17 protein-coding genes are annotated in these 18952 nt (G+C 63.0%); 7 read left to right on the forward strand and 10 right to left on the reverse strand.

Going from position 1 to position 18952, the window contains the following annotated elements:
* Position 1: 1 nt before the first annotated feature.
* On the reverse strand, positions 2 to 535 hold the full coding sequence (locus LDZ21_RS19525) for a DUF4142 domain-containing protein (RefSeq protein ID WP_244796350.1): 534 nt from the start codon (positions 533 to 535) through the stop codon (positions 2 to 4).
* A gap of 150 nt (positions 536 to 685) precedes the next feature.
* Here LDZ21_RS19525 and LDZ21_RS19530 point away from each other — a divergent pair, with 150 nt between their 5' ends.
* On the forward strand, positions 686 to 2350 hold the full coding sequence (locus tag LDZ21_RS19530) for an alpha-amylase family protein (RefSeq protein WP_244796351.1): 1665 nt from the start codon (positions 686 to 688) through the stop codon (positions 2348 to 2350).
* A gap of 18 nt (positions 2351 to 2368) precedes the next feature.
* On the opposite strand, the gene LDZ21_RS19535 is transcribed toward LDZ21_RS19530, so the two are convergent.
* Both LDZ21_RS19535 and LDZ21_RS19540 read right to left on the reverse strand, forming a co-directional pair.
* Entirely contained in the window at positions 2369 to 3130 is a 762-nt protein-coding gene (locus LDZ21_RS19535; protein ID WP_244796352.1) for a 3-oxoacyl-ACP reductase, read from the reverse strand.
* 91 nt (positions 3131 to 3221) lie between these two features.
* Entirely contained in the window at positions 3222 to 4334 is a 1113-nt protein-coding gene (locus LDZ21_RS19540; RefSeq protein ID WP_244796353.1) for a glycosyl hydrolase, read from the reverse strand.
* Between LDZ21_RS19540 and LDZ21_RS19545 the strand changes: the two genes are divergently transcribed.
* A complete protein-coding gene (locus LDZ21_RS19545; protein WP_244796354.1) occupies positions 4321 to 4650 on the forward strand; it encodes a hypothetical protein in 330 nt (109 codons plus the stop codon). The two genes, LDZ21_RS19540 and LDZ21_RS19545, sit on opposite strands and share 14 nt — an antisense overlap.
* A 260-nt stretch (positions 4651 to 4910) precedes the next feature.
* Here LDZ21_RS19545 and LDZ21_RS19550 read toward each other — a convergent pair whose 3' ends face one another.
* From LDZ21_RS19550 to LDZ21_RS19560, 3 genes are read right to left on the reverse strand one after another with little or no spacing between them, the layout of a single operon-like run.
* A complete protein-coding gene (locus tag LDZ21_RS19550) occupies positions 4911 to 5942 on the reverse strand; it encodes an alpha/beta fold hydrolase (RefSeq protein WP_244796355.1) in 1032 nt (343 codons plus the stop codon).
* Positions 5943 to 5997: 55 nt separating this feature from the next.
* Positions 5998 to 7503, reverse strand: a complete 1506-nt coding sequence (locus LDZ21_RS19555) for a M81 family metallopeptidase (RefSeq protein ID WP_244796356.1) — start codon at positions 7501 to 7503, stop codon at positions 5998 to 6000.
* A 36-nt stretch (positions 7504 to 7539) separates the two neighbouring features.
* Positions 7540 to 8853 (reverse strand): MFS transporter, encoded by a 1314-nt coding sequence (locus LDZ21_RS19560; RefSeq protein ID WP_244796357.1) that lies wholly within the window; start codon positions 8851 to 8853, stop codon positions 7540 to 7542.
* A 123-nt stretch (positions 8854 to 8976) separates the two neighbouring features.
* Between LDZ21_RS19560 and LDZ21_RS19565 the strand changes: the two genes are divergently transcribed.
* Positions 8977 to 9927, forward strand: a complete 951-nt coding sequence (locus LDZ21_RS19565; RefSeq protein ID WP_244796358.1) for a LysR family transcriptional regulator — start codon at positions 8977 to 8979, stop codon at positions 9925 to 9927.
* Between the two features lie 419 nt (positions 9928 to 10346).
* Here LDZ21_RS19565 and LDZ21_RS19570 read toward each other — a convergent pair whose 3' ends face one another.
* Complete coding sequence (locus LDZ21_RS19570; RefSeq protein WP_244796359.1) at positions 10347 to 11273, reverse strand: LysR family transcriptional regulator; 927 nt, start codon at positions 11271 to 11273, stop codon at positions 10347 to 10349.
* 105 nt (positions 11274 to 11378) lie between these two features.
* On the opposite strand from LDZ21_RS19570, the gene LDZ21_RS19575 reads away from it, so the two are divergent.
* The 3 genes from LDZ21_RS19575 to LDZ21_RS19585 all read left to right on the forward strand — a co-directional run bounded on the left by LDZ21_RS19575 (position 11379) and on the right by LDZ21_RS19585 (position 15198).
* Positions 11379 to 12122, forward strand: a complete 744-nt coding sequence (locus LDZ21_RS19575) for an SDR family oxidoreductase (RefSeq protein WP_244796360.1) — start codon at positions 11379 to 11381, stop codon at positions 12120 to 12122.
* 285 nt (positions 12123 to 12407) lie between these two features.
* Positions 12408 to 12893, forward strand: a complete 486-nt coding sequence (locus LDZ21_RS19580; protein WP_244796361.1) for a hypothetical protein — start codon at positions 12408 to 12410, stop codon at positions 12891 to 12893.
* Between the two features lie 7 nt (positions 12894 to 12900).
* The gene (locus LDZ21_RS19585) at positions 12901 to 15198 is read left to right on the forward strand and encodes a M48 family metalloprotease (RefSeq protein ID WP_244796362.1); all 2298 of its coding nucleotides are present in this window, start codon (positions 12901 to 12903) and stop codon (positions 15196 to 15198) included.
* Between the two features lie 16 nt (positions 15199 to 15214).
* Here the strand turns inward: LDZ21_RS19585 and LDZ21_RS31200 are convergent, their stop codons facing one another.
* The 3 genes from LDZ21_RS31200 to LDZ21_RS19595 are packed head-to-tail and all read right to left on the reverse strand — an operon-like array spanning position 15215 to position 18205.
* Positions 15215 to 15337, reverse strand: a complete 123-nt coding sequence (locus LDZ21_RS31200) for a hypothetical protein (protein WP_280519436.1) — start codon at positions 15335 to 15337, stop codon at positions 15215 to 15217.
* 12 nt (positions 15338 to 15349) lie between these two features.
* Complete coding sequence (locus LDZ21_RS19590; RefSeq protein ID WP_244796363.1) at positions 15350 to 17701, reverse strand: type VI secretion system Vgr family protein; 2352 nt, start codon at positions 17699 to 17701, stop codon at positions 15350 to 15352.
* Between the two features lie 21 nt (positions 17702 to 17722).
* Positions 17723 to 18205: an Hcp family type VI secretion system effector gene (locus LDZ21_RS19595; RefSeq protein WP_244796364.1), complete on the reverse strand. Its 483-nt coding sequence runs from the start codon at positions 18203 to 18205 to the stop codon at positions 17723 to 17725.
* 152 nt (positions 18206 to 18357) lie between these two features.
* On the opposite strand from LDZ21_RS19595, the gene LDZ21_RS19600 reads away from it, so the two are divergent.
* Positions 18358 to 18951, forward strand: coding sequence for a type VI secretion system tube protein Hcp (locus LDZ21_RS19600; protein WP_244796365.1), 594 nt, complete (start codon positions 18358 to 18360; stop codon positions 18949 to 18951).
* Position 18952: the final 1 nt, after the last annotated feature.

Here is an 18952-nt window from a genome sequence, read left to right on the forward strand (position 1 = left end):
GTCACGCACCGTTTCTGGCGAGATCCGCCTGCACATGCCGCGCGTGTTCGAGATGCGCGACGAATGCCGGCCGCACCTTCACCAGCAGCGCCTTCAGTTCCGCGTTCTTCGCGCTGGGAATGAGCGTCTTGTCGAGCGCATCGAGCACGCTTTGATGATAGGCGACCTCGTGATCGATGTACGCCTTGTCGAAGCTGCCGCCCGATAACTGCTTCAACTTGGCGATGTTCGCGTCGCCGCCTTGCTTGAGGCTCTGGCTCGCCGGGCTGTCTTCAGGCGTGACGTCGAGCTTCTTCACCAGATCGGTCGCGGCCTTGTTGACGCCGCTGTGATCCGTGACCATCTGCTGTGCAAACGCCTTCACGTCCTTCGATTTCGCTTTGTTGCCAGCGAGCTTGCCCGCGTCGATATCGACCTGATTGGCGGTCACGACGATCGCGGCGATTTGCGGATCGGTCGGCCCAGCCCCTTGCGCCCGGGAAGCGATGCTCGTCAGCGCGAGCGCCGCCGCGAGCGCGAAATGAGTGCGTTTCATATGACATCTCCGCGTATGAAGTGGCAGACACGGCATTGGATGTCACGTCGAAGAAGCGCGTTCCCGATCCGCAGTCCAATCGCGGATTGCCCGCGCCGGCGGATCACGGTTACACTCGGACGCACACGAACCGGGCCTCGATCCAAGCGCATGCTCAACGATCTCTGGTACAAGAACGCGGTCATCTATTGCCTCTCGGTCGGCGCATTCATGGATGCGAACGGCGACGGCGTCGGCGATTTCCAGGGCTTGTTGCGGCGGCTCGACTATCTTCAGGGGCTCGGCGTCACTACGATATGGCTGATGCCGTTTCAGCCATCGCCGGGCCGCGACAACGGCTACGACATCTCCGACTATTACAACGTCGATCCGCGCTACGGGACGCTCGGCGATTTCGTGGAATTCACTCACGCATGCCGTCAGCGCGGCTTGCGCGTGCTGATCGATCTGGTCGTGAATCACACGTCGGATCAGCATCCGTGGTTCAAGGAAGCGAGGCGCGATCCGAATTCGAAGTATCGCGACTGGTACGTATGGTCGAAGAAGCGGCCGGCGGGCGCTGACGACGGCGTGGTGTTTCCCGGCGTGCAGAAGTCCACGTGGACTTACGACAAGCAAGCGGCCCTGTGGTACTTCCACCGCTTCTACGAATTCCAGCCCGACCTCAACACAGCCAATCCGCACGTGCAGGCCGAATTGCTGAAGATCATGGGTTTCTGGATTCAGCTCGGCGTCTCGGGGTTTCGCATGGACGCGGTGCCGTTCGTCATCGCGACCAAGGGCGCACAGGTGAAGAAGCCGGCCCGTCAGTACGACATGCTGCGCATGTTTCGCGAGTTCCTGCAGTGGCGCGAAGGCGACGCGATCATCCTCGCGGAAGCCAACGTGCTGCCTCACACCGACATGCAGTATTTCGGCGATGCCGGCGAGCGGCTGCAGATGATGTTCAACTTCCAGGTCAATCAGAACACGTTCTATGCGCTCGCGAGCGCCGATACCGCGCCGCTGAGAAAAGCGCTCGAAGCGACGAAATCGCGGGCGGCAACCGCGCAATGGGGCGTGTTCCTGCGCAATCACGACGAACTCGATCTTGGCCGCTTGTCGCCGAAGGAACGCGAAGCCGTGTTCGCGGCGTTCGGTCCCGAGCCGTCCATGCAACTCTACGAACGCGGCATCCGCCGGCGTCTTGCGCCGATGCTCGATGGCGACCGTCACCGGCTCGAACTGGCGTACAGCCTCATGCTGACGCTGCCGGGGACGCCGGTCTTGCGTTACGGCGATGAGATCGGCATGGGCGACGATCTGCGTCTGCCGGAACGCGAAAGCCTGCGCACGCCGATGCAATGGTCGACCGAGCCGCATGCGGGCTTCACGAAACATGCGCGCCCGGTTAGCCCGGTAATCTCGGGCGGACCGTATGGTTATGAGCGCGTGAATGTCGCCAGCCAGCGCCGGGACCCCGATTCGCTTCTGAACTGGATGGAGCGGATGATCCGCATGCGCAAGGAAGTGCCCGAGATAAGCTGGGGCGATTTCGCGATTCTTCGCACCTCGCGCGACGACGTGCTCGCGCTGCGCTACGACTGGCGCAACAACTCGGTCGTCTGTCTGCACAACTTCAGCGCGGCCGCGTGCACGGTGAAGTTTCGGGTCGGCGCGGCAGTGGGAGAAAGCGGCAAGCTCGTCAACCTGCTCTCCGGCGATCACAGCGAAGGCAACGCGAACGGCCAGCACAGTGTCGTGCTGGAGCCGTATGGGTATCGCTGGTATCGCGTGGGCGGGCTCGACTATCTGCTGAAGCGAAGCGAGGTTTGAGCCGGATTTGACTTCGCGTCAGCCCTTGACCAGTCCGCCGTCGACGACGAGATTTTGCCCCGTCACCGCACGCGCCCACGGCGAAAGGAAGAACAACACGGCGTCGGCGAACTCGGCCGGCGTGGTGACGCGCCGCAGCGGCGTGAATCCCGCGACCATGTCGAAGACCGCCTCGGGCGTCGCGCTGCTCGCGTCGGTCGTGCGCAACAGGCCGCCCGACACCATGTTGACGGTAATGCCGTCCGGCCCCAGATCGTTCGATGCGGTTCTCGTCAGCGCGAGCAATGCCGCTTTTGCCGCCGTGTAATCGTGATACGGCACGACGGGATTCTGAAAGAGATTCGTGCCGACGTTCACGATGCGGCCAAAGCCAGCGGTGCGCATGTCGGGCAACGCGGCCTGGATTGTATTGAGCGCGCCCTTGAGCGCGCCGTCGATCTGCTGCTGAAAGCGCGACCATTCGATGTCACCGATCTTCGGGCGCGCGTCGCCATCGAAACTGAAGTTGGCCAGTGCGTTGTTCACCACCGCGTGCACGGGCCGGCCGGTTCGTGCGCGCGCCTCGTCGAAAAGACGCGCGACGGATGCCGCATCGGTGACATCGCCCTGAAGCGCGACGACGCGCGGACCGAGCCGCTCGGCGAGCGCCATCGCCCCGCTTTCGCTGCGGCGATAGTTCACGACGACGCCCGCGCCTTCGCGTGCGAGCGCTTCGACGATCGCGGCACCCAGCCCGCGTGCGCCGCCGGTCACGAGTACGTTCTGTTCAGACAGCAGCATCGGCACCTCGAATTCGTTGTGGCATGGTCGAGGCACTATGCCGGATGCCCTCGCGATCCGAAGGCGCGTTCCGCTCCATCCGCATCGACCGTTACGCCGTCTTGACCGGATTCGCCGCAATGAAGTTCTTGAACGTGGCGTACGCCGGATTCTTCGTGACGCCATCGCCCTGAATCAGCCCGTAGCTCGGGTCGATGACCGCGTACATCATCACGCTTTCAAGGTTGTACTTGTCCTTGATTGCGTAGTACGACGCCATCGTTTCCTGCACATACGCCGATTGCGCCGTCGCCGAATCCGCCGAACCGGACCAGCCCCATTCCGTCAGCCAGATCGGCACGTTGAACGAGTCCTTCAGCACTTGCAGCACGTTGATGCACGCGTTGTTGCGCCCCGCGCACTCGATCTTGCCCGAGCTGTGATACCAGTGATACGTCGTGTAGTCCCACTGAAGCGTCGCCGCGCCCGATACGCCCGTGGCCGTGCCGTTCGGCGTGATGCCGTTCCAGAGCATTTGCAAAGCGCGATACGCCATCGGGATACCGACGTTCACGCCGCACTTGATGGTCGGATCGACCGCCTTCACGCCCGCGATCATGCCGCGGATCACGCCCCGGAACGACGGCCACTCCGCCGGGTTCCAGTCCGACGTCTGGCTGCCGTCGCCACCGAGTTGCAGGCCGACGGTATCCAGTTCATTGCCGCATTCGATATGCGTGACGAGGCCCTTCAACGGTTGCGTGCAGCGCACCGCGAAGTCATAGCCGAGCGAATAGGCGGCGGCTTCGGTGCCCTTCGGGTCCCAGCCTGCCGAACGCGGATTGAGCACCGGCATGATGCCGACGCCGCTGCCCGCAAAGCATCCGCGCAGCGCCATCGCGAGCGTCATCGACATGCCCGCGTCGGCGGTGTCGCAGCGATACATCGTCACGCCGAGGTCCTTCAGGATGGCGAGCTGCTGCTCGGCCGTCATCGTGTAGTAGATGCCGGAGCCCCAGGCCATGTGGCCGTTGACGCCATAGAACAGCGACGTGTTCGACGGCTTCACCACGTTGCGCGGATCGATCGTGCCGATGTTCTTCCACGGCGAGCCGTTCTGGTACCAGACGCCGCTCGAATTTTGCGCGTAGATGATGCCGTTGAAATACAGGATCAGCGCCTGCGCGACGCTCGAACCCGTCGACACGCCCGTGCCGTTCTTCATCACCCGGCCGTTGAGGAGCGTCCACACCGCGCCGCTGCTGTCGGTGATGGATGCCGCCGGCGGAGTCGTGGCGCCGGACAAAGAGACCGTGCTCGCCTTCGCGACGCTTTTCGCGACGCCCCCAGCGTCGCCCGCGGAGTCGGAGCCGCCGCCACATGCCGACAACGCCGCGCCACCGGCGCCGGCCATCAACACCGACAGAAATCTGCGGCGCGAGAACGGCGCATCACTGGACGAGACCGGTAAAAGTTCCTTGGTGCTTTCTTTTGCGTTTTTCATGACAGGTAAGGAGGACCGTTTAAGTTCAATGATATGAACTATATGCAGTTCTTTTTTACCTGTCGTCGTTACACTTTTTTACGTATGAAAATAAGTCGAAACATATTTCGCCCGGGCGGCGCGCGAAAGAATCGCTTATTTATCGGTCGAAAGGGAAAACGTTTGCGATCGCGGGCAGCCAAGCTGGTAAGTAATACTTGAGCGCGGCGAGGGGACGCACTCAAGTTTCGCAAACGTTTGAAACTGAGAAACGAAGTCCGATAAAAATTACCGGGTACGTTTTACCGGATCGAGCGATTACATGTGGTCTGCTTCGATCACCGCATCGGCGAATGCCTTGGGCGCTTCTTGCGGCAGGTTATGCCCGATGCCGCCCGACACGTTGCGATGCTTGTACTTGCCCGTGAACTTCTTCGCATACGCGGAAGGATCGGGATGCGGTGCGCCATTGGCGTCGCCTTCCATCGTGATGGTCGGCACGCTGATAGTGGGGGCGCTCGCAAGACGCTGCTCTAGCGCGTCGTATTGCGGCTCGCCCTGCGCGAGACCGAGACGCCAGCGATAGTTGTGAATCACCACGGCGACATGATCGGGATTCTCGAACGATCGCGCCGAGCGGTCATAGGTCGCGTCATCGAAGTCCCATTTGGGCGACGCGAGTTGCCAGATCAGCTTGTTGAAGTCGCGACGGTTCGCCTCGTAGCCCTTCTGCCCGCGCTCGGTCGCAAAGTAAAACTGATACCACCACGCGAGCTCGGCCTTCGGCGGCAGCGGCGTCTCATTCGCCTTCTGACTGCCGATCAGATAGCCGCTCACCGACACCATCGACTTCACGCGCTCCGGCCACAGCGCCGCGATGATGTTCGCGGTGCGCGCGCCCCAGTCGAACGCACCGAAGCTGGCCTGCGGAATCTTGAGCGCATCCATGAGCGCGATGATGTCCACCGCCACCACGGCCTGCTGGCCATTGCGTGGCGTGTCGGCGGACAGGAAGCGCGTCGAACCGTAGCCGCGCAGATACGGCATGATCACGCGATAACCCTGCGCCGTGAGCAGCGGTGCGACCTCGGCAAAGCTGTAGATGTCGTAAGGCCAGCCGTGCAGAAGAATCACGACGGGGCCATTCGCCGGCCCTGCTTCCGCATAACCCACGTTGAGCGCGCCTGCATCGATCTGGCGGATATCGGCGAAGCCCGCCGTCGATGATGCCCGCGCCGGCCTGGATGTCTGCGCGAACGCGAGGTCGCTCAGGCCGAGTTGCATCGCGCCGACGCTTCCGATGGTCGTGCCGAGAAAGCGGCGGCGCCGCGCGTTGATCTCGTCCGTCATGGTGTTTTTCTCCTTTCCGTTGATGTTTCTTGTCGAATGAGCGAGGCGGCGATAGTCACGCAGCCGACGCGCGCAACGCGCCCAACGTCGGCCCCATCGGACGCACACGCATGCGCGCGTCGAGCTTGCGCCACGGCAGATCGGCCGGATCGGCGGCCATCGGACCCGGCGCTTTGGCGACGAGAATCCGCGCCGCTATCGGCTCGAAATCGGCGCGAAAATGCACCGAGCTCTTGTTCACCAGAACTTTCATGCGTTCAGGCTCGATGCCCGCTACACGAAAGAGATTGCGATCGAACACCTGCATCTTGATGCTGCTCACCGCGATCCGTACGCCTTCGATGCGCAGGCACGCGGTCGGCCCGAGTTCGCCGGTCATGCCGTTGAGCATCGGGCCATCGAAACGGAAACGGCCATCCGACAGATACTCGACTTCGAACTCGCCTTCAAGGGGTGAGTCGCCCGGCACGTTCGAGCCGCCGCCGAGCGCAAGCCTGATGCGCGCGCCCACGCCCGCCCGATGCGCGGCTTTTGCCGCGTGCTCGTCCCAGATGACGCCCACGGCGGCCTCTTGCGCGCCGTTGCGCAACAGCGCTCGCACCATGCCCATCGTGTTCGAATCGCCGCCCACGCCGGGGTTGTCCTGCGTATCGGCGATGATGACCGGGCCGGATGCATCGCGGCTCGCGTCGATGGCTTCGCGGGCGGCTTCATCCGGCGTGAGGAACGGCACGTCCCAGCGGGCTTCATCATCGACGAGTTGCGTGAGGAGCGTATCGACCGCACGGTCCGCCGATGCCTGATCGAGCGCGTAGCCCCAGAATACCGGTCCGCATTCCTCGAAGTCCGATGCCGGAAAACCCGGCGCGAAGGATAACGAAACAACTTCTCGTTCGAGCGTTTGCAGCGTGCCATACATGCCGCGCGCCGGCTCGACGAGCGTGCACATGCCATTCACCGGAATCAGGAACGGCACGCGGCGCATCGCGCGATGGAACGGCTTGCCATGCTCGATGCGTTGCGCAAGCAAGTGCCCGCCGCGCAGTCCGGTCTCGGCCATGTCGACATGCGGATACGTTCGATAAGCGACGAGCGCATCGGCGAGTTCGAACATGCGCGACGTCACGTTGGCATGCAGATCGAGCGATACGACGAGCGGCATCGCATCGCCGACGATGCGCCGCACGCGCGCCAGCAACTCGCCTTCGCCGTCATCGAGATGCTCGGTGACCATCGCGCCGTGCAGGTCTAGATAGATCGCATCGAAGCCGCCCGTCCTCACCTGATCGACGATGACGCCCGCGATGCGCTCGTACGCATCCTTCGTCACGTGCGCCGATGCACTCGCGCCCGCCCAGATGACCGGCAACAGTTCGTGGCCGCGCGCTTCGGCCCATCGAATGAAGCCGCCGATCGGCACGTTCACGTCGCGCAGCTTCAGCACGTCCGCGCCGTGCGCCATCGGCGGGAAGCCTTCGCCCTGGATGAAGCTCTGGTAAGTGGCCTTCGTCGGCGCGAAGGTGTTCGTTTCGTGCTGGAATCCTGCGATCAGAATCTTCATGCTGGCGCTCCTTGGGAGATCGTCTTCGATGGAAAATCAGGCGGTGCGCGCTTTCGCGGCGGCAACCGTTCGCTTGTTCGTCAGGATCAGCACACAGGAGAGCGCCGCCATGCACGCCATCAGAAGCAGGCCGCCGCTCGTGCTGCCCGTCGCGGATTTCACCCAGCCGAGCGCCGCCGGACCCCAGAATCCGCCCGACAGGCCGATCGTGTTGATGAGCGCAATGCCGCCCGCCGCAGCCGGACCCGCAATGGTCTCCGACGGTATCGCCCAGAACACCGTGTAGGCCATCCACATGCAGGCCGTTGCCGCGGTGAGCAGCGCGAGCGTCGCGACGAGATGGCCGGATGCGTACGGCGTAACAGCCAGCAGCGCCGCCGCGGCGAGCGCCGGCAATGCGCTGTGATAACGGCGCTCGCCCACTGCATCGGAACGGCGTCCAGCCGCGTACATGGCGATTGCGGCGGCAACATACGGGATCGCGGCGTACCAGCCGAGGCGGAGCGTGTCGTTCACGCCCTGTTCCTTGAGGAGCGTCGGCAGCCAGAAGCTCATCGCGTAGATCGGAAAGATGATGCAGAAGTACGCGAGCGCCAGCCGGTAGACACGCGGATTACGCAATACTTCGGAAAACGAATCGATTCGATGTTCATGCCCGCCGTTGCCGCCGACTTCCGCTTCCACCAGACGCTTCTCGTCTGGCGTGAGCCAGCGCGCATCGGCAGGACGATTGGCGAGCGTGAACCAGACGAGCGCACCGAGCGCCAGGCACGGCAGACCTTCGACGAGAAACATCCACTGCCAGCCGGACAAGCCGCCGACGCCCGCCAGCGACGACATCAGCCACGCGGATAACGGCCCGCCGACCACACCGCCGATCGGCCCCGCGACGAACACGAGCGCGATGGCCCGCGCCATGCGCTTTGGCCCGTACCAGCGCGACAGGTAATAGATCATCCCCGGCGCGAAGCCCGCTTCGAACACGCCGAGCAGGAAGCGCATGGCATAGAACGCGGGCACGTTGCGCACGAACAGCATGCATGCCGACGTAATGCCCCACAGCACGAGGATGCGGCTGAACGTGAGCCGCGCGCCGATCCTCGGCAACATCAGATTGCTCGGAATCTCGAACAGCACGTAGCCGATGAAGAAGATGCCCGCGCCGACGCCATATGCGGCGTCGGAGAAGCCGAGATCGCTTTGCATCTGGAGTTTCGCAAAGCCCACGTTGACGCGATCCAGATACGCGAACATGTAGCACGCGATGAGCAGCGGCAGCAGCCGCCAGTTGATTCTGCTGTAGAGCGCCGCAACCGCGCGGCTGCCTTGCTGCATCTGAATCGTCGACATGGGCGTCTCCTGTGTCTTTTCCCTTCATCGGGTGAGGCCATGTTGAGCCTGTGCTACTGTGCGAGCAAGAGCAACTAAGTTCACGTATCGTTGCCTTTTGAGCAACACAAAGGGACGTCGACCATGCGCGAAATCAACCAGCAACGCCTGCGCTACTTCCACGAAGTGCTTTCGCACGGCACGATTCGCGGCGCGGCGGATCACCTCAACACATCGCCGTCGGTGATCGCGCGGCAAATCAAGCTGCTCGAAGACGAACTCGGCACGACGCTCTTCGAACGCGAGGCGCGCGGCGTGCGGCCAACCGAAGCGGCGTTTCATCTGCTCGAGTTCTGGCGCGGCTATCGCTCGCAACAGGAGAAGCTCGAAGACCAGTTGCACGCGTTGAAAGGCTTGCAACGAGGCCACGTTCGGCTTGCGGTAAGCGAAGGCTATGTCGATACGCTGGTCGACGACGTGCTCGCGCCGTTCTGCGCTCGCTATCCGCGCCTTCAGATCGACGTGAAGATGCTCGCCGTCGACGACCTGCTCGATGAAGTGGCAGAGAGCCGCGCGCATATCGGACTCGCGTATAACCCGCCGCCGCACGAGCGCATCGAGATTCGTGCAAGCTCGCCGCAGCCCGTCGTATTGCTCGCGCGGCGCGATCATCCGTTGGCGAAACGCGGGGGCGTCGCGCAGATCGGCGACCTGCTCGACTATCCGCTCGCGCTGATGCCGCCGAGCTTCGGCATCGGTCATGTCGTGAAGATGCTGGAGACGACCGACAACCTCGCCATCCGTCCGACGCTCACGACCAACTCGCTCAGCGCGTTGAAGCGCTTCGTCGCGGCGGAGAATTTCATCACGCTGATCGGCGAGTTTGCGGCGTATCGCGAGCTGGCCAGCGGCGAGCTGACCATCATCCCGATCGCGCATCCGCTCTTCGAAAGCGCACAGGCCAGGCTCCTCGTGAAGACGGGACGGCCGCTCGCCGCAGGTCCGCAGGAATTGCTCGACTGGATTCTCAGCAGGATGCCGATGTTCGCGCAAGGCACGCCCGGTCGCGGCAAAAGCAGGCGGGCACATGGATGAGGGGCGTCATGCTTGTCGGGGACGCGCGATGTGTGGTCACGCACATCGCCGCAAGCGATGCGAAAGGCGGTCTGCTTGAACTGATCCGAGCGTCATGTGTGAGCGCCGATTCTCGCGCGGCAACGGATCGCAATATGCATGGTCCGAGTCGTATCTGGCCTTTCCCGCCACCGATCGCAGCGGACCGCCCCTCGTTCAGGCGACGATCCCCCTATATCGGCCCCGATACGCAGCCGAGCGATATCACGATCCGCTCCGACGGAGCGCACGATAAGTGCAAGGTGTTGGGCGCAAGCAGTTCCGTGCCTCAGGTGTCTACGGAGAAGGCATGGCATCGCCGGGAACGAACTTCTTGCTGACGCAGCGTTATCCGGAGCCTCTGACTGTCGCTTATTGAAGCGACTTCCATCACAGCGCAATCAGATACGCGCATCGAACTTCGACGCGAGCCTGCCTTGCTCGAACGTCGACACGACGAAGTCGATGAATACTCTCGTTCTCGCCGGAAGCAGCGTCCGCTTTGGATAGTAAAGCGAGATCGGATTCTGTTCCGCATACCATGCGGGAAGCAGCCGGACGAGCGTGCCGTTCGACAATCCCGGCGCGGCGTGAGGCATCGGCAGAAGCGCAAGACCTTGTCCGAGCATCGCGGCATGCGCGATCGCTTCGGGATCGTCGAAGATCATCCGCGTGCGGAACTCCGCGACGCACTGTTCGCCCACTTGATTGATCAGCGTCCACGCACGCAGCCGCCCGGTCGTGGGCGAGCGCCGCGCGATGCCATCGAAGCCGATGAGTTCGGACGGATGCGTCGGCATCTTCCGCCCCGCCATGAACGAAGGCGACGCCACCACGACGATATGCGTTCGCGCCAGTTCGCGCGCCACGATCGTCGATGTCAGTTCGATGCCGCCGCCAATCGCCACGTCGAAGCCTTCCGCGATGATATCGACAGGCCGGTTATCGAAGTGCCAGTCGGGCACGATGCCGGGATACCGATCGAGAAACGCACCGAGCATCGGCACCAGATATTCGCGGCCGAATGCCAGCGCCACGCTGACCTTGAGCGTCCCCGACGGTTTGCCGTCGATCAACGCCGCGCCTGCGAAGGCATTGCTTATCGCCTCGAACGGTCCGGCGATCTCGCGCTGGAACTGCTCGCCAGCCGGCGTCAGCGTCAGGCTGCGCGTGCTGCGCTGAAAGAGGCGAATGCCGAGTGTCGCTTCGAGCCTCGCGATGTTTTTACTGACTGCCGCCGGCGTCATGCCGAGCCGCCTCGCTGCCGAGGAGAAACTTCCAAGCTCCGCGCTCAGAAGGAATGACTCGACGAAGTTGAGAGCTTCCATGATCATTCGATACCGGCGGTTGAAAGTCATAGTCTAAATCGACGCTACTCAACGCCCGCCGGCGCGGCGATACTTCGTGCATCGACTACTCAGGAACACACTCAAATGACCTCGACTCTCTCTGGCAAAGTGGCTTTCGTGACCGGCGGCGCACGTGGCATCGGCGCGGCAATCGTTCGAAGACTGGCGCGCGATGGCGCCACGGTTGCCTTCACCTATAAGGGATCGGCTGCCTCGGCGAATGCGCTGGCGGAAGAGATCGTCGCAAACGACGGTCATGCGCTGGCTTTGCAGGCCGATGCCGGCGACGCCGTCGCGCTAAGCCGTGCAGTCGACGAGGCCGCCGCTGCGTTCGGCAAGATCGACATTCTCGTGAACAATGCGGGCGTCCTATTCCTCGGACCAGTGGACACCTTCTCGCTCGAAGACTTCGACACCACGTTGCAGATCAACGTGCGCGGCGTGTTCGTCGCGGTGAAGGCGGTGTTGCCGCACATGGGAAACGGCGGGCGAATCGTCAATATCGGCAGTTGCAACGCGGAACGCATGCCTTTCCCGGGCGGCGCCGCCTACGCCATGAGCAAGTCCGCGCTACGAGGCCTCGTTCAGGGCATGGCGCGCGATCTCGGTCCGCGTGGCATCACGGTCAACAATGTCCAGCCCGGTCCGACGGACACGGACATGAACCCCGGGTCGAGCGACTTCGCCGCGTCGCTGCATGGGCTCATGGCGCTGCAACGCCACGCGCACCCCGATGAAATCGCGGGAATGGTCGCTTACGTCGTTGGCCCCGAAGCGGGATTCGTGACTGGCGCAAGCCTGACGATCGATGGCGGCTTCAACGCTTGATCTTTCGCTGCTGGAACGCCGATTGAACGACGTTGCACGGCCTTGCCGGTCGCGCAACGTCTTTGTCATACAACGCGCCTGAAAACCAGGACGCTTGCGAAATGCGTCGCCTTGAGTCGTCTTCTTGAAGACGTGCGTTTCCTTGCGTCATTCGAAGTCGGTTTCACGGGTTGACCGTTAGTCGCATTGCGGCGGTCGTCAGGCATCGATTCCCTTTGACATCCCCTCACCCGAAACCTAACGTTCAAGCCAACGATCACGCTTGACACCGTCGGAGACCGGCTCATGGACACTGCCGCTGAACGCAACTTGATCCGCGACGTTTCCCGCGATGTCCTCGCGCAACTCGCGCCCAACGAGCTGCCGCTCTTCACGACGATCAGCGCAGCGTGGTTCGCCGATCCGCAAGCGGCGCAGAAGGCATCGCGCAACGGTGATGCCGCCCTCGGCTTCGGTCCCGATCCGTTCTCGGTTCTCTTTGCGCCGCTCGTCCTTCAGGTCGTTTCCGAACTCTTGCCGATGCTTGGCAACATCGCGTTGAAGGCCACGGAGACGGTCATCGGCGAAGAAGTGTCAGTCGCGGTCAGAAAGCTGTTCCGCCACGGCGACGCCCCCGCCCCCGCCGATGCTGCGCCGATCCTCACCAGCAAGGAGCTGGGCGAAGTGCATCGCCATGTGATCGCCGCCGGCAAACGCCTGCGCATCGAGCCTGCGCAAGCCCAGCGGCTCGCCGATGCGGTCGTCGCCCAGTTCGTGATGCCCGACAAGTGAGCGCATCATGCCGGACCACGACGCATCTGCGGCGAGCGCGCGGCGGCTCAACCCGTTGCCTTTTCCGTCCGACATCACGTTAAGATTCGATCTCCTGATCATTCTGATCGTCTGTGTCAGCAGCCAGTTCTACGCACACTTCTGGGAAAGCCTTCACACCGAACAAAGAGATGCGCTCGCGGCCTGCGCATCGAGCGTGGTCAACGAAGTGTTCAATGCCGCACAGGAAGCGTCGCAGCAAACGATCTTCGCGCCTCGGGTCGCGACGTGCATGGCGCTGCTCAGGCCGCAATCGACGTGCAAGATCGCCGGCATCGTCGTCACGCTGACGCTCGGCGGTCTGCTCTACTGGTTCTTTCCGCTCTGGAAGCTCAGGACGCAACGGCTCGTACCCGTCGACCGTAACGATCCCCCCGGCCTTTTTAATGCGCTACAAAGCCTCTGTGACCGGGCGCACCTGAAGCCCGCGCCGTCCTTCGTCTGGAACCCGCTTGCAAGCGGTCTGCCCGTCGCGTTCGGCCGCCGTGGGGATTACACCGTCGCGTTCAGCGGGGCGTTCGTCGCGCAGTGCTTCTATGCGGACCGCGCCGCGTTCAACGCGATCATCTTTCACGAACTGGCGCACATTCGTAACCGCGACATCGACAAGACCTTCATGACGATATCCGCGTGTCTCGCGTTCGTCGTGGTCAGCGCCGTACCCTTGCTCGGCGTCGGCGTCTTCAGCGCGCACGCGTGGCATCAAACGCTCTTCCTGATAGCCAAGACGGCGCTCTGGAGCGCGCTCGTGTTGCTTTCGGGCGCGTCGGTGCTGCGCGTGCGCGAATTCTATGCGGATTTGCAGGCATCGCAATGGGACGGCTCGCCCGCCGCCGTCGATCGCGTGCTCGCGCGCATGAGCGCCGCTGCTTCGCATGGACTACGCTCATATCTGAGCCTGCATCCGCGCGGCGATGCGCGTCGCGCCGTGCTCGCCGATACCACGCCGCTCTTTCGCCTCGACAAGTGGGACGCGCTCGGCATCGGCTTCGCGGCGGGAGTCGTCATCGAGACGGTGAACGGGTTTCTCATCGGCTTCGTCCCGTCAGGGTCGACGAGCGCGGTGGCGCGCGTGTCGGTGATCGCGTCGCTCATCACGCCGCTCGTCGTCATGGTGTTCGCCATCGGCGCGCTTAGCACCGGCATCTGGCGCAGCGCGTATGCGGCGGTGCTCGATGGGCGCAATCCCGTCGAAGGCACCGCTGCAGCCGGCGCGCTCTTCGCGTCGGGCTACTTCCTGAACCAGGTGCTCATCGGCGCGGAATTCATGCTTGGCGGCCCGTCCGCGCCGCAACTCTCAGCGGACCATGCGCTCGGGCTGCTGGAAGTACACGTGATCGCGCTCGTCTTCGCGATCATCGGCTGCTGGCTGATCTGCAACTGGATCGCGCGGGCGGCAGCCGCGTGGGTCGGCGTGACGGTCAAAAGCGCGTCGCCGTTGCCGGTGCTGATGCTGACCGGCGCGCTTTCCATCGCGCTCGTCGGAGCGATGTTCGGCTGGGGCGCGTTCGCGTCCGCATCGCTCGTGGCGCTCGGGCCTGACAACAGCTTCTATACGTCGCTCGTGATGATCGCGCCGCCGCTCGTCGTCGGCGCGCTCGCGGCGTGGCTGTTTCCGTGGTCCGCGCGATGGTTCGGGCGCACGCGCCGCGACCGGCCGGTTTCTGCATGGGTCTTTCTCGATGCCGCCCCGGGCGTCGAACGTTCGTTGCGTTTCGCCGAATTCCGCCCGGCGCGCGGAGTGTCGACGGGACTGGTGACCGGTCTCGTGTTTTGCGCATGGATAGCATTGCTCAGGTATCGCAAGTTCCTTCCGGCCGGCCTCGCCGACGCGATTCACGCGTCGTTCACGCCGCTCCTTCGCATCGCCGAACGCGCGGGCAGCAGCGGCTATGCGCTCGTCATGCCGATTGCCCTCGCAGCGGCGCTCGCGGCGCTCATCGCGGCATCGCGTCCGGGCGCGTTCAATGCGCTGTACGGCCTGTGCGCGGGATCGGTCGCGGGAATCGTGATGAGCATCGGCGGGCTCGTGACCATCGAACTGAACGCGCAATCGACGCTCGATTCCGCGCTGACGTCGGTTCTGCTGTATCTGTGCGTCGCGTCGCTCGCGGCGCTGCCCGGTGCGATGGCGGGCGCGATCATCGGCAATATGCGTCGCCATGCGAAGCCGCAACGCGCGCTTTCGATGCCGGGGAAATCGCTCATCGTGCTGCTGGTTCTCGCGGTGCTGGCTGGCTGGATCAAGTCGATTCACGACATCTGACGCAACAAGACGCGCGTCAGTTTTGCAAGATCTTCGATCCCTTCATCACGATATCGCTATCCGCCTTGACGTTGATCTTGCCGCTCCCGTCGATCAGAATATTCTTCCCTTTGATCTCGATCGTGCCGTCCTTCTTCAAACAAGACGCGCGTCAGTTTTGCAAGATCTTCGATCCCTTCATCACGATATCGCTATCCGCCTTGACGTTGATCTTGCCGCTCCCGTCGATCAGAATATTCCTCCCTTTGATCTCGATCGTTCCGTCCTTCTTCATCGTGATGCTGGCATCACCCGTGACGAGCGTGATCGAATCGCCCGCGTCGATCTCCAGGTTCTTACCGACGGTCAACGTATCGTCTTCCGTGACGGACGTCGTGCGCGCCTTTTTCACCGTGCTCGACTGCGCGCCGTCGATGGTCTCGCTCATGTCCTTGCCAACCGTAACAGTCTGCGCACCGGTCACGGCGAGCGTCTGATCGCCGCCGACCGTCGTCTTCTGATCGCCGTCGACATTGACGGTCTGATCGGCGCCCACGCTCACCTTCTGGTACGCGACGACCTTCAGTGTCTGATACGCACCGATCACGATCTCCTGCGCCGCGCCGACCGTAATGGTCTCGTTGATGCCGACGAAATGCGTCCGCTGCAACAGCACGCTGGCCGTTTCCATCATCTTGACGAGAATGGTGCGGTTCTTGTCGATGGTGATCTTCTCGTTCGCACCGACCGTCTCGGTGCGGTTCTGGCCAATCGCGATGGTCTCGTTCTGCCCGACCTTCTCGTTCCGGTCGACGACGACCTCGATCTTCTCGTTGTTGCCGACGGTCTCCGTCCGGTCATGCTTCACGACCGTCGTTTCATCGTGGTCGATGTTCTTCTTGCGGTCACGCCCGACCCAGTGCGTTTCATCGTTCTCTACTTCGATATCCTGATTTTTCTCCGCGTGGATCAACACCTGCTCCGCGCCCTTCTTGTCCTCGAAGCGCAGCTCGTTGCAATTCGCCCCGCTGCCGCCCTTGCTGGACCGGCTCTTGATGCCCGACTGCGTCATGTTGGCGGGCAAGTCGTACGGCGGCATCTGCTCGGCGTTATAAACGCGGCCGGTGATGATCGGCCGGTCGGGATCGCCTTCCAGAAAATCGACGATCACTTCCTGCCCCATGCGCGGAATCGCAATCGCGCCCCAGCCCTTGCCGGCCCACGGCTGCGATACGCGTATCCAGCATGAGCTGTTCTCATCGCGCTTGCCTTGCCGGTCCCAGAAGAACTGCACTTTCACGCGGCCATATTGATCGGTATAGATTTCATCGCCGCCCGGCCCGACGACGACCGCCGTCTGCGGACCCTGCACGAAGGGCTTGCGCGCGGTGCGGGCCGGCGCGAACGGCTGCTTTGCGTCGATCGCGGAGAACCAGCATTCGCAGCGGTTCGACTGCGCGCCGTCGAAGGCTTCGTAATCGGCGATATCGATTTCATATCGCGTGCGCGTGACGAGATACTGCATGTTCTGATCGTTGCGCGGATGCCGCGTCAGCTTGAGCAGCGCCCCGGCCCGCACGCTCCTGCCATTCGTGCGGCCCTCGGCTTCATGCCAGTTGATACCGGGATCGTCCGGCACGCTGCCTTCCACGCGCCATTCGTCCGCTCGCGATTTCGCGCGGCTGTCGCCGTGATCCGCTTCGACATATCCTCCCGGATAATCGAAATGTTCGAGGCCCGAGAACGCGTCGAAGCCTTCCATCTGCTTGACGGCCTGTTTCTGCAGCGGCCGCGACGGATGCTTGAAATCGTAATCGGTGAGAAGCCAGTTGCGCGTTTCGATCGCGTGCTGCACGCGCCATTCGCTGACCAACTCGGCATCGGGCGCGGCGGCCATCACCGCGCCATACGGCAGCGATTCGCAGCCCGCGACGCTTTCGTGCGCGGCGAGCGTATCGGTGAGTATCAGCGATTCCTTGCCGTCCTTGTCCTGCAGCCAGTAGTAGATGCCCTCGTCTTCGAGCAGGCGGCTCACGAAGTTGAAATCCGATTCGCGGTACTGCACGCAGTATTCGCGCGGCGGGTGCTTGCGCGCATTCGCCTTCCATTTTATTTCGCCGAATTCGAGGCCCTTGTACACCGGATCGGCGAACACGGCCTTGACGATTTCCTCGACCGTCTTGTTCTGAAAGATGCGGCAGTTGCTGCGCCGCGAAAGCAGCCACAGCCACGGCCGCACCGCCGCTTCATAGACGTGGAGCCGTCCGCGCATGCCGGTTTGCCGAAAGCCGACGACGTAGCCGCCGAACACGCGCGGCTTCGCCTTCGGCACCGTGAGCGAGACGCTCACGCGCTTGCCCAGGATACGGCTGAAGTCGATATCCGCCCGCCTGGCGACGAGCGTGAGTTCGCAACGCGGCATGCGCCCGAGTTCGGCGCTCGCGCGCAGGCTCAGGAAGCGCACGTCGTCGCCGAGCGGCGTATCGACGGTAGCGAGCGGCTTTTGCGCGACGGCTTCGTTCATGGCTATCGGTTCGGCATGACATCAACGGACTTCGGTGCTGCGCACGTCCCAGCCGAACTTCACCGCGCCGCCCATCGCTCCCTTGTCGTCCTGCGGCTTGTATTCGAATTCGATATCCGCGAACGACAGCTCCACCGTGTTCTCCGGATAGCCGCGCTGGTCGCACTTCATGTCGACCTTCGATACCGTCACCTGCTTCATCGTGACCGTGAGGAACTCCTTCTGCCCGTCACCCGACTTGTTCATCGTGAACTTGACGCTCGCGATGTGCTTGCCGGTCGCGCAACTCTTCTGGATGGTAGGCGCGGCCTTGTCGTAGAGATGCGTGAACACGAACACGCCCGGCATGGCCTTGCCGATGCCGCTGCCTCCGCCCGTCGTCGGATTGCTTGCGTTGGCGACTTGCCAGTCGAAGCCCTGTACCTCGATCTGCCCTTCGGCCCCCTTGTGCTTGCTCTCGCCCTCGATTCCGTCAATCTTCACATAGCAGTCGATGGTACTCATGCGGTCCTCCGTCGTGGTCCGGTCCAGTGCGTTGCAGGCGTCGTACGCATGCAATCCAACCGGTAAACGAAACGGGACGCATGCTTTTGAAGTTGAAAATCGTCCGTGGCGCGCCGTCTTATCTTCGATGACCTATCACCCGGATGAGCACGATGCCAACCAACGAGCCGCCGCGCCTGCACAACAGCCTCACGTTCGACGTGCTGAGTCAGTTCGATTTCCTCGCGCTCACGCAATCCGACGACATGTTCCTGCACGTCGTGCCGAAGCGCAGCAACACGCCGGTCAAGGGCGAAGCGAAAAAACGCGGCGACTGGGACACGCCGATGCAGATTCACGGCTGGCGCTGGGCGCAAGGTTATGAAGCCGCGCCGCATGCCGCCGCGCTCAACGCGAACGACATGCGCGTGACGGCGCTCGGCGTCATCAAGATGGTGGACTCGGCTTCGCCTGTTCTCGCGAAGCTCTGCGCGCAGGCCGAACTGCTCGCGCTGGCGCATGTCCGCTGCTACAAGGCGGCAGGGACGGACAACGGCGTGCAGATCGAATATCTGTCGATGAAGCTGGAGCAGGCGTATATCCGCAACTATCACATCTTCACGAGCGCACGCTTTGCGCGGCCCTGCGAAGTGTTCGAGTTCTCCGCGCAGCAGATCACCATGACCTGCGCGCCGCAGACCGAAACCGGCAGCCGCGGCGCGGACGTGATCTTCGCGCTCGATGTCTCCACGCGGCGGATAAGCTGAC

This window comes from Caballeronia grimmiae (genome assembly GCF_022879615.1).
GTDB classification, from domain to species: Bacteria; Pseudomonadota; Gammaproteobacteria; order Burkholderiales; family Burkholderiaceae; genus Caballeronia; species Caballeronia grimmiae.

Bases quoted from the DNA above. Each gene is read 5' to 3' on its own strand.
- LDZ21_RS19525 (WP_244796350.1), bottom strand. From the start codon at position 535: ATGAAACGCACTCATTTCGCGCTCGCGGCGGCGCTCGCGCTGACGAGC.
- LDZ21_RS19530 (WP_244796351.1), top strand. From the start codon at position 686: ATGCTCAACGATCTCTGGTACAAGAACGCGGTCATCTATTGCCTCTCG.
- LDZ21_RS19535 (WP_244796352.1), bottom strand. From the start codon at position 3,130: ATGCTGCTGTCTGAACAGAACGTACTCGTGACCGGCGGCGCACGCGGG.
- LDZ21_RS19540 (WP_244796353.1), bottom strand. From the start codon at position 4,334: ATGAAGAACGGCACGGGCGTGTCGACGGGTTCGAGCGTCGCGCAGGCG.
- LDZ21_RS19550 (WP_244796355.1), bottom strand. From the start codon at position 5,942: ATGACGGACGAGATCAACGCGCGGCGCCGCCGCTTTCTCGGCACGACC.
- LDZ21_RS19555 (WP_244796356.1), bottom strand. From the start codon at position 7,503: ATGAAGATTCTGATCGCAGGATTCCAGCACGAAACGAACACCTTCGCG.
- LDZ21_RS19560 (WP_244796357.1), bottom strand. From the start codon at position 8,853: ATGTCGACGATTCAGATGCAGCAAGGCAGCCGCGCGGTTGCGGCGCTC.
- LDZ21_RS19565 (WP_244796358.1), top strand. From the start codon at position 8,977: ATGCGCGAAATCAACCAGCAACGCCTGCGCTACTTCCACGAAGTGCTT.
- LDZ21_RS19570 (WP_244796359.1), bottom strand. From the start codon at position 11,273: ATGGAAGCTCTCAACTTCGTCGAGTCATTCCTTCTGAGCGCGGAGCTT.
- LDZ21_RS19575 (WP_244796360.1), top strand. From the start codon at position 11,379: ATGACCTCGACTCTCTCTGGCAAAGTGGCTTTCGTGACCGGCGGCGCA.
- LDZ21_RS19580 (WP_244796361.1), top strand. From the start codon at position 12,408: ATGGACACTGCCGCTGAACGCAACTTGATCCGCGACGTTTCCCGCGAT.
- LDZ21_RS19585 (WP_244796362.1), top strand. From the start codon at position 12,901: ATGCCGGACCACGACGCATCTGCGGCGAGCGCGCGGCGGCTCAACCCG.
- LDZ21_RS19590 (WP_244796363.1), bottom strand. From the start codon at position 17,701: ATGAACGAAGCCGTCGCGCAAAAGCCGCTCGCTACCGTCGATACGCCG.
- LDZ21_RS19595 (WP_244796364.1), bottom strand. From the start codon at position 18,205: ATGAGTACCATCGACTGCTATGTGAAGATTGACGGAATCGAGGGCGAG.
- LDZ21_RS19600 (WP_244796365.1), top strand. From the start codon at position 18,358: ATGCCAACCAACGAGCCGCCGCGCCTGCACAACAGCCTCACGTTCGAC.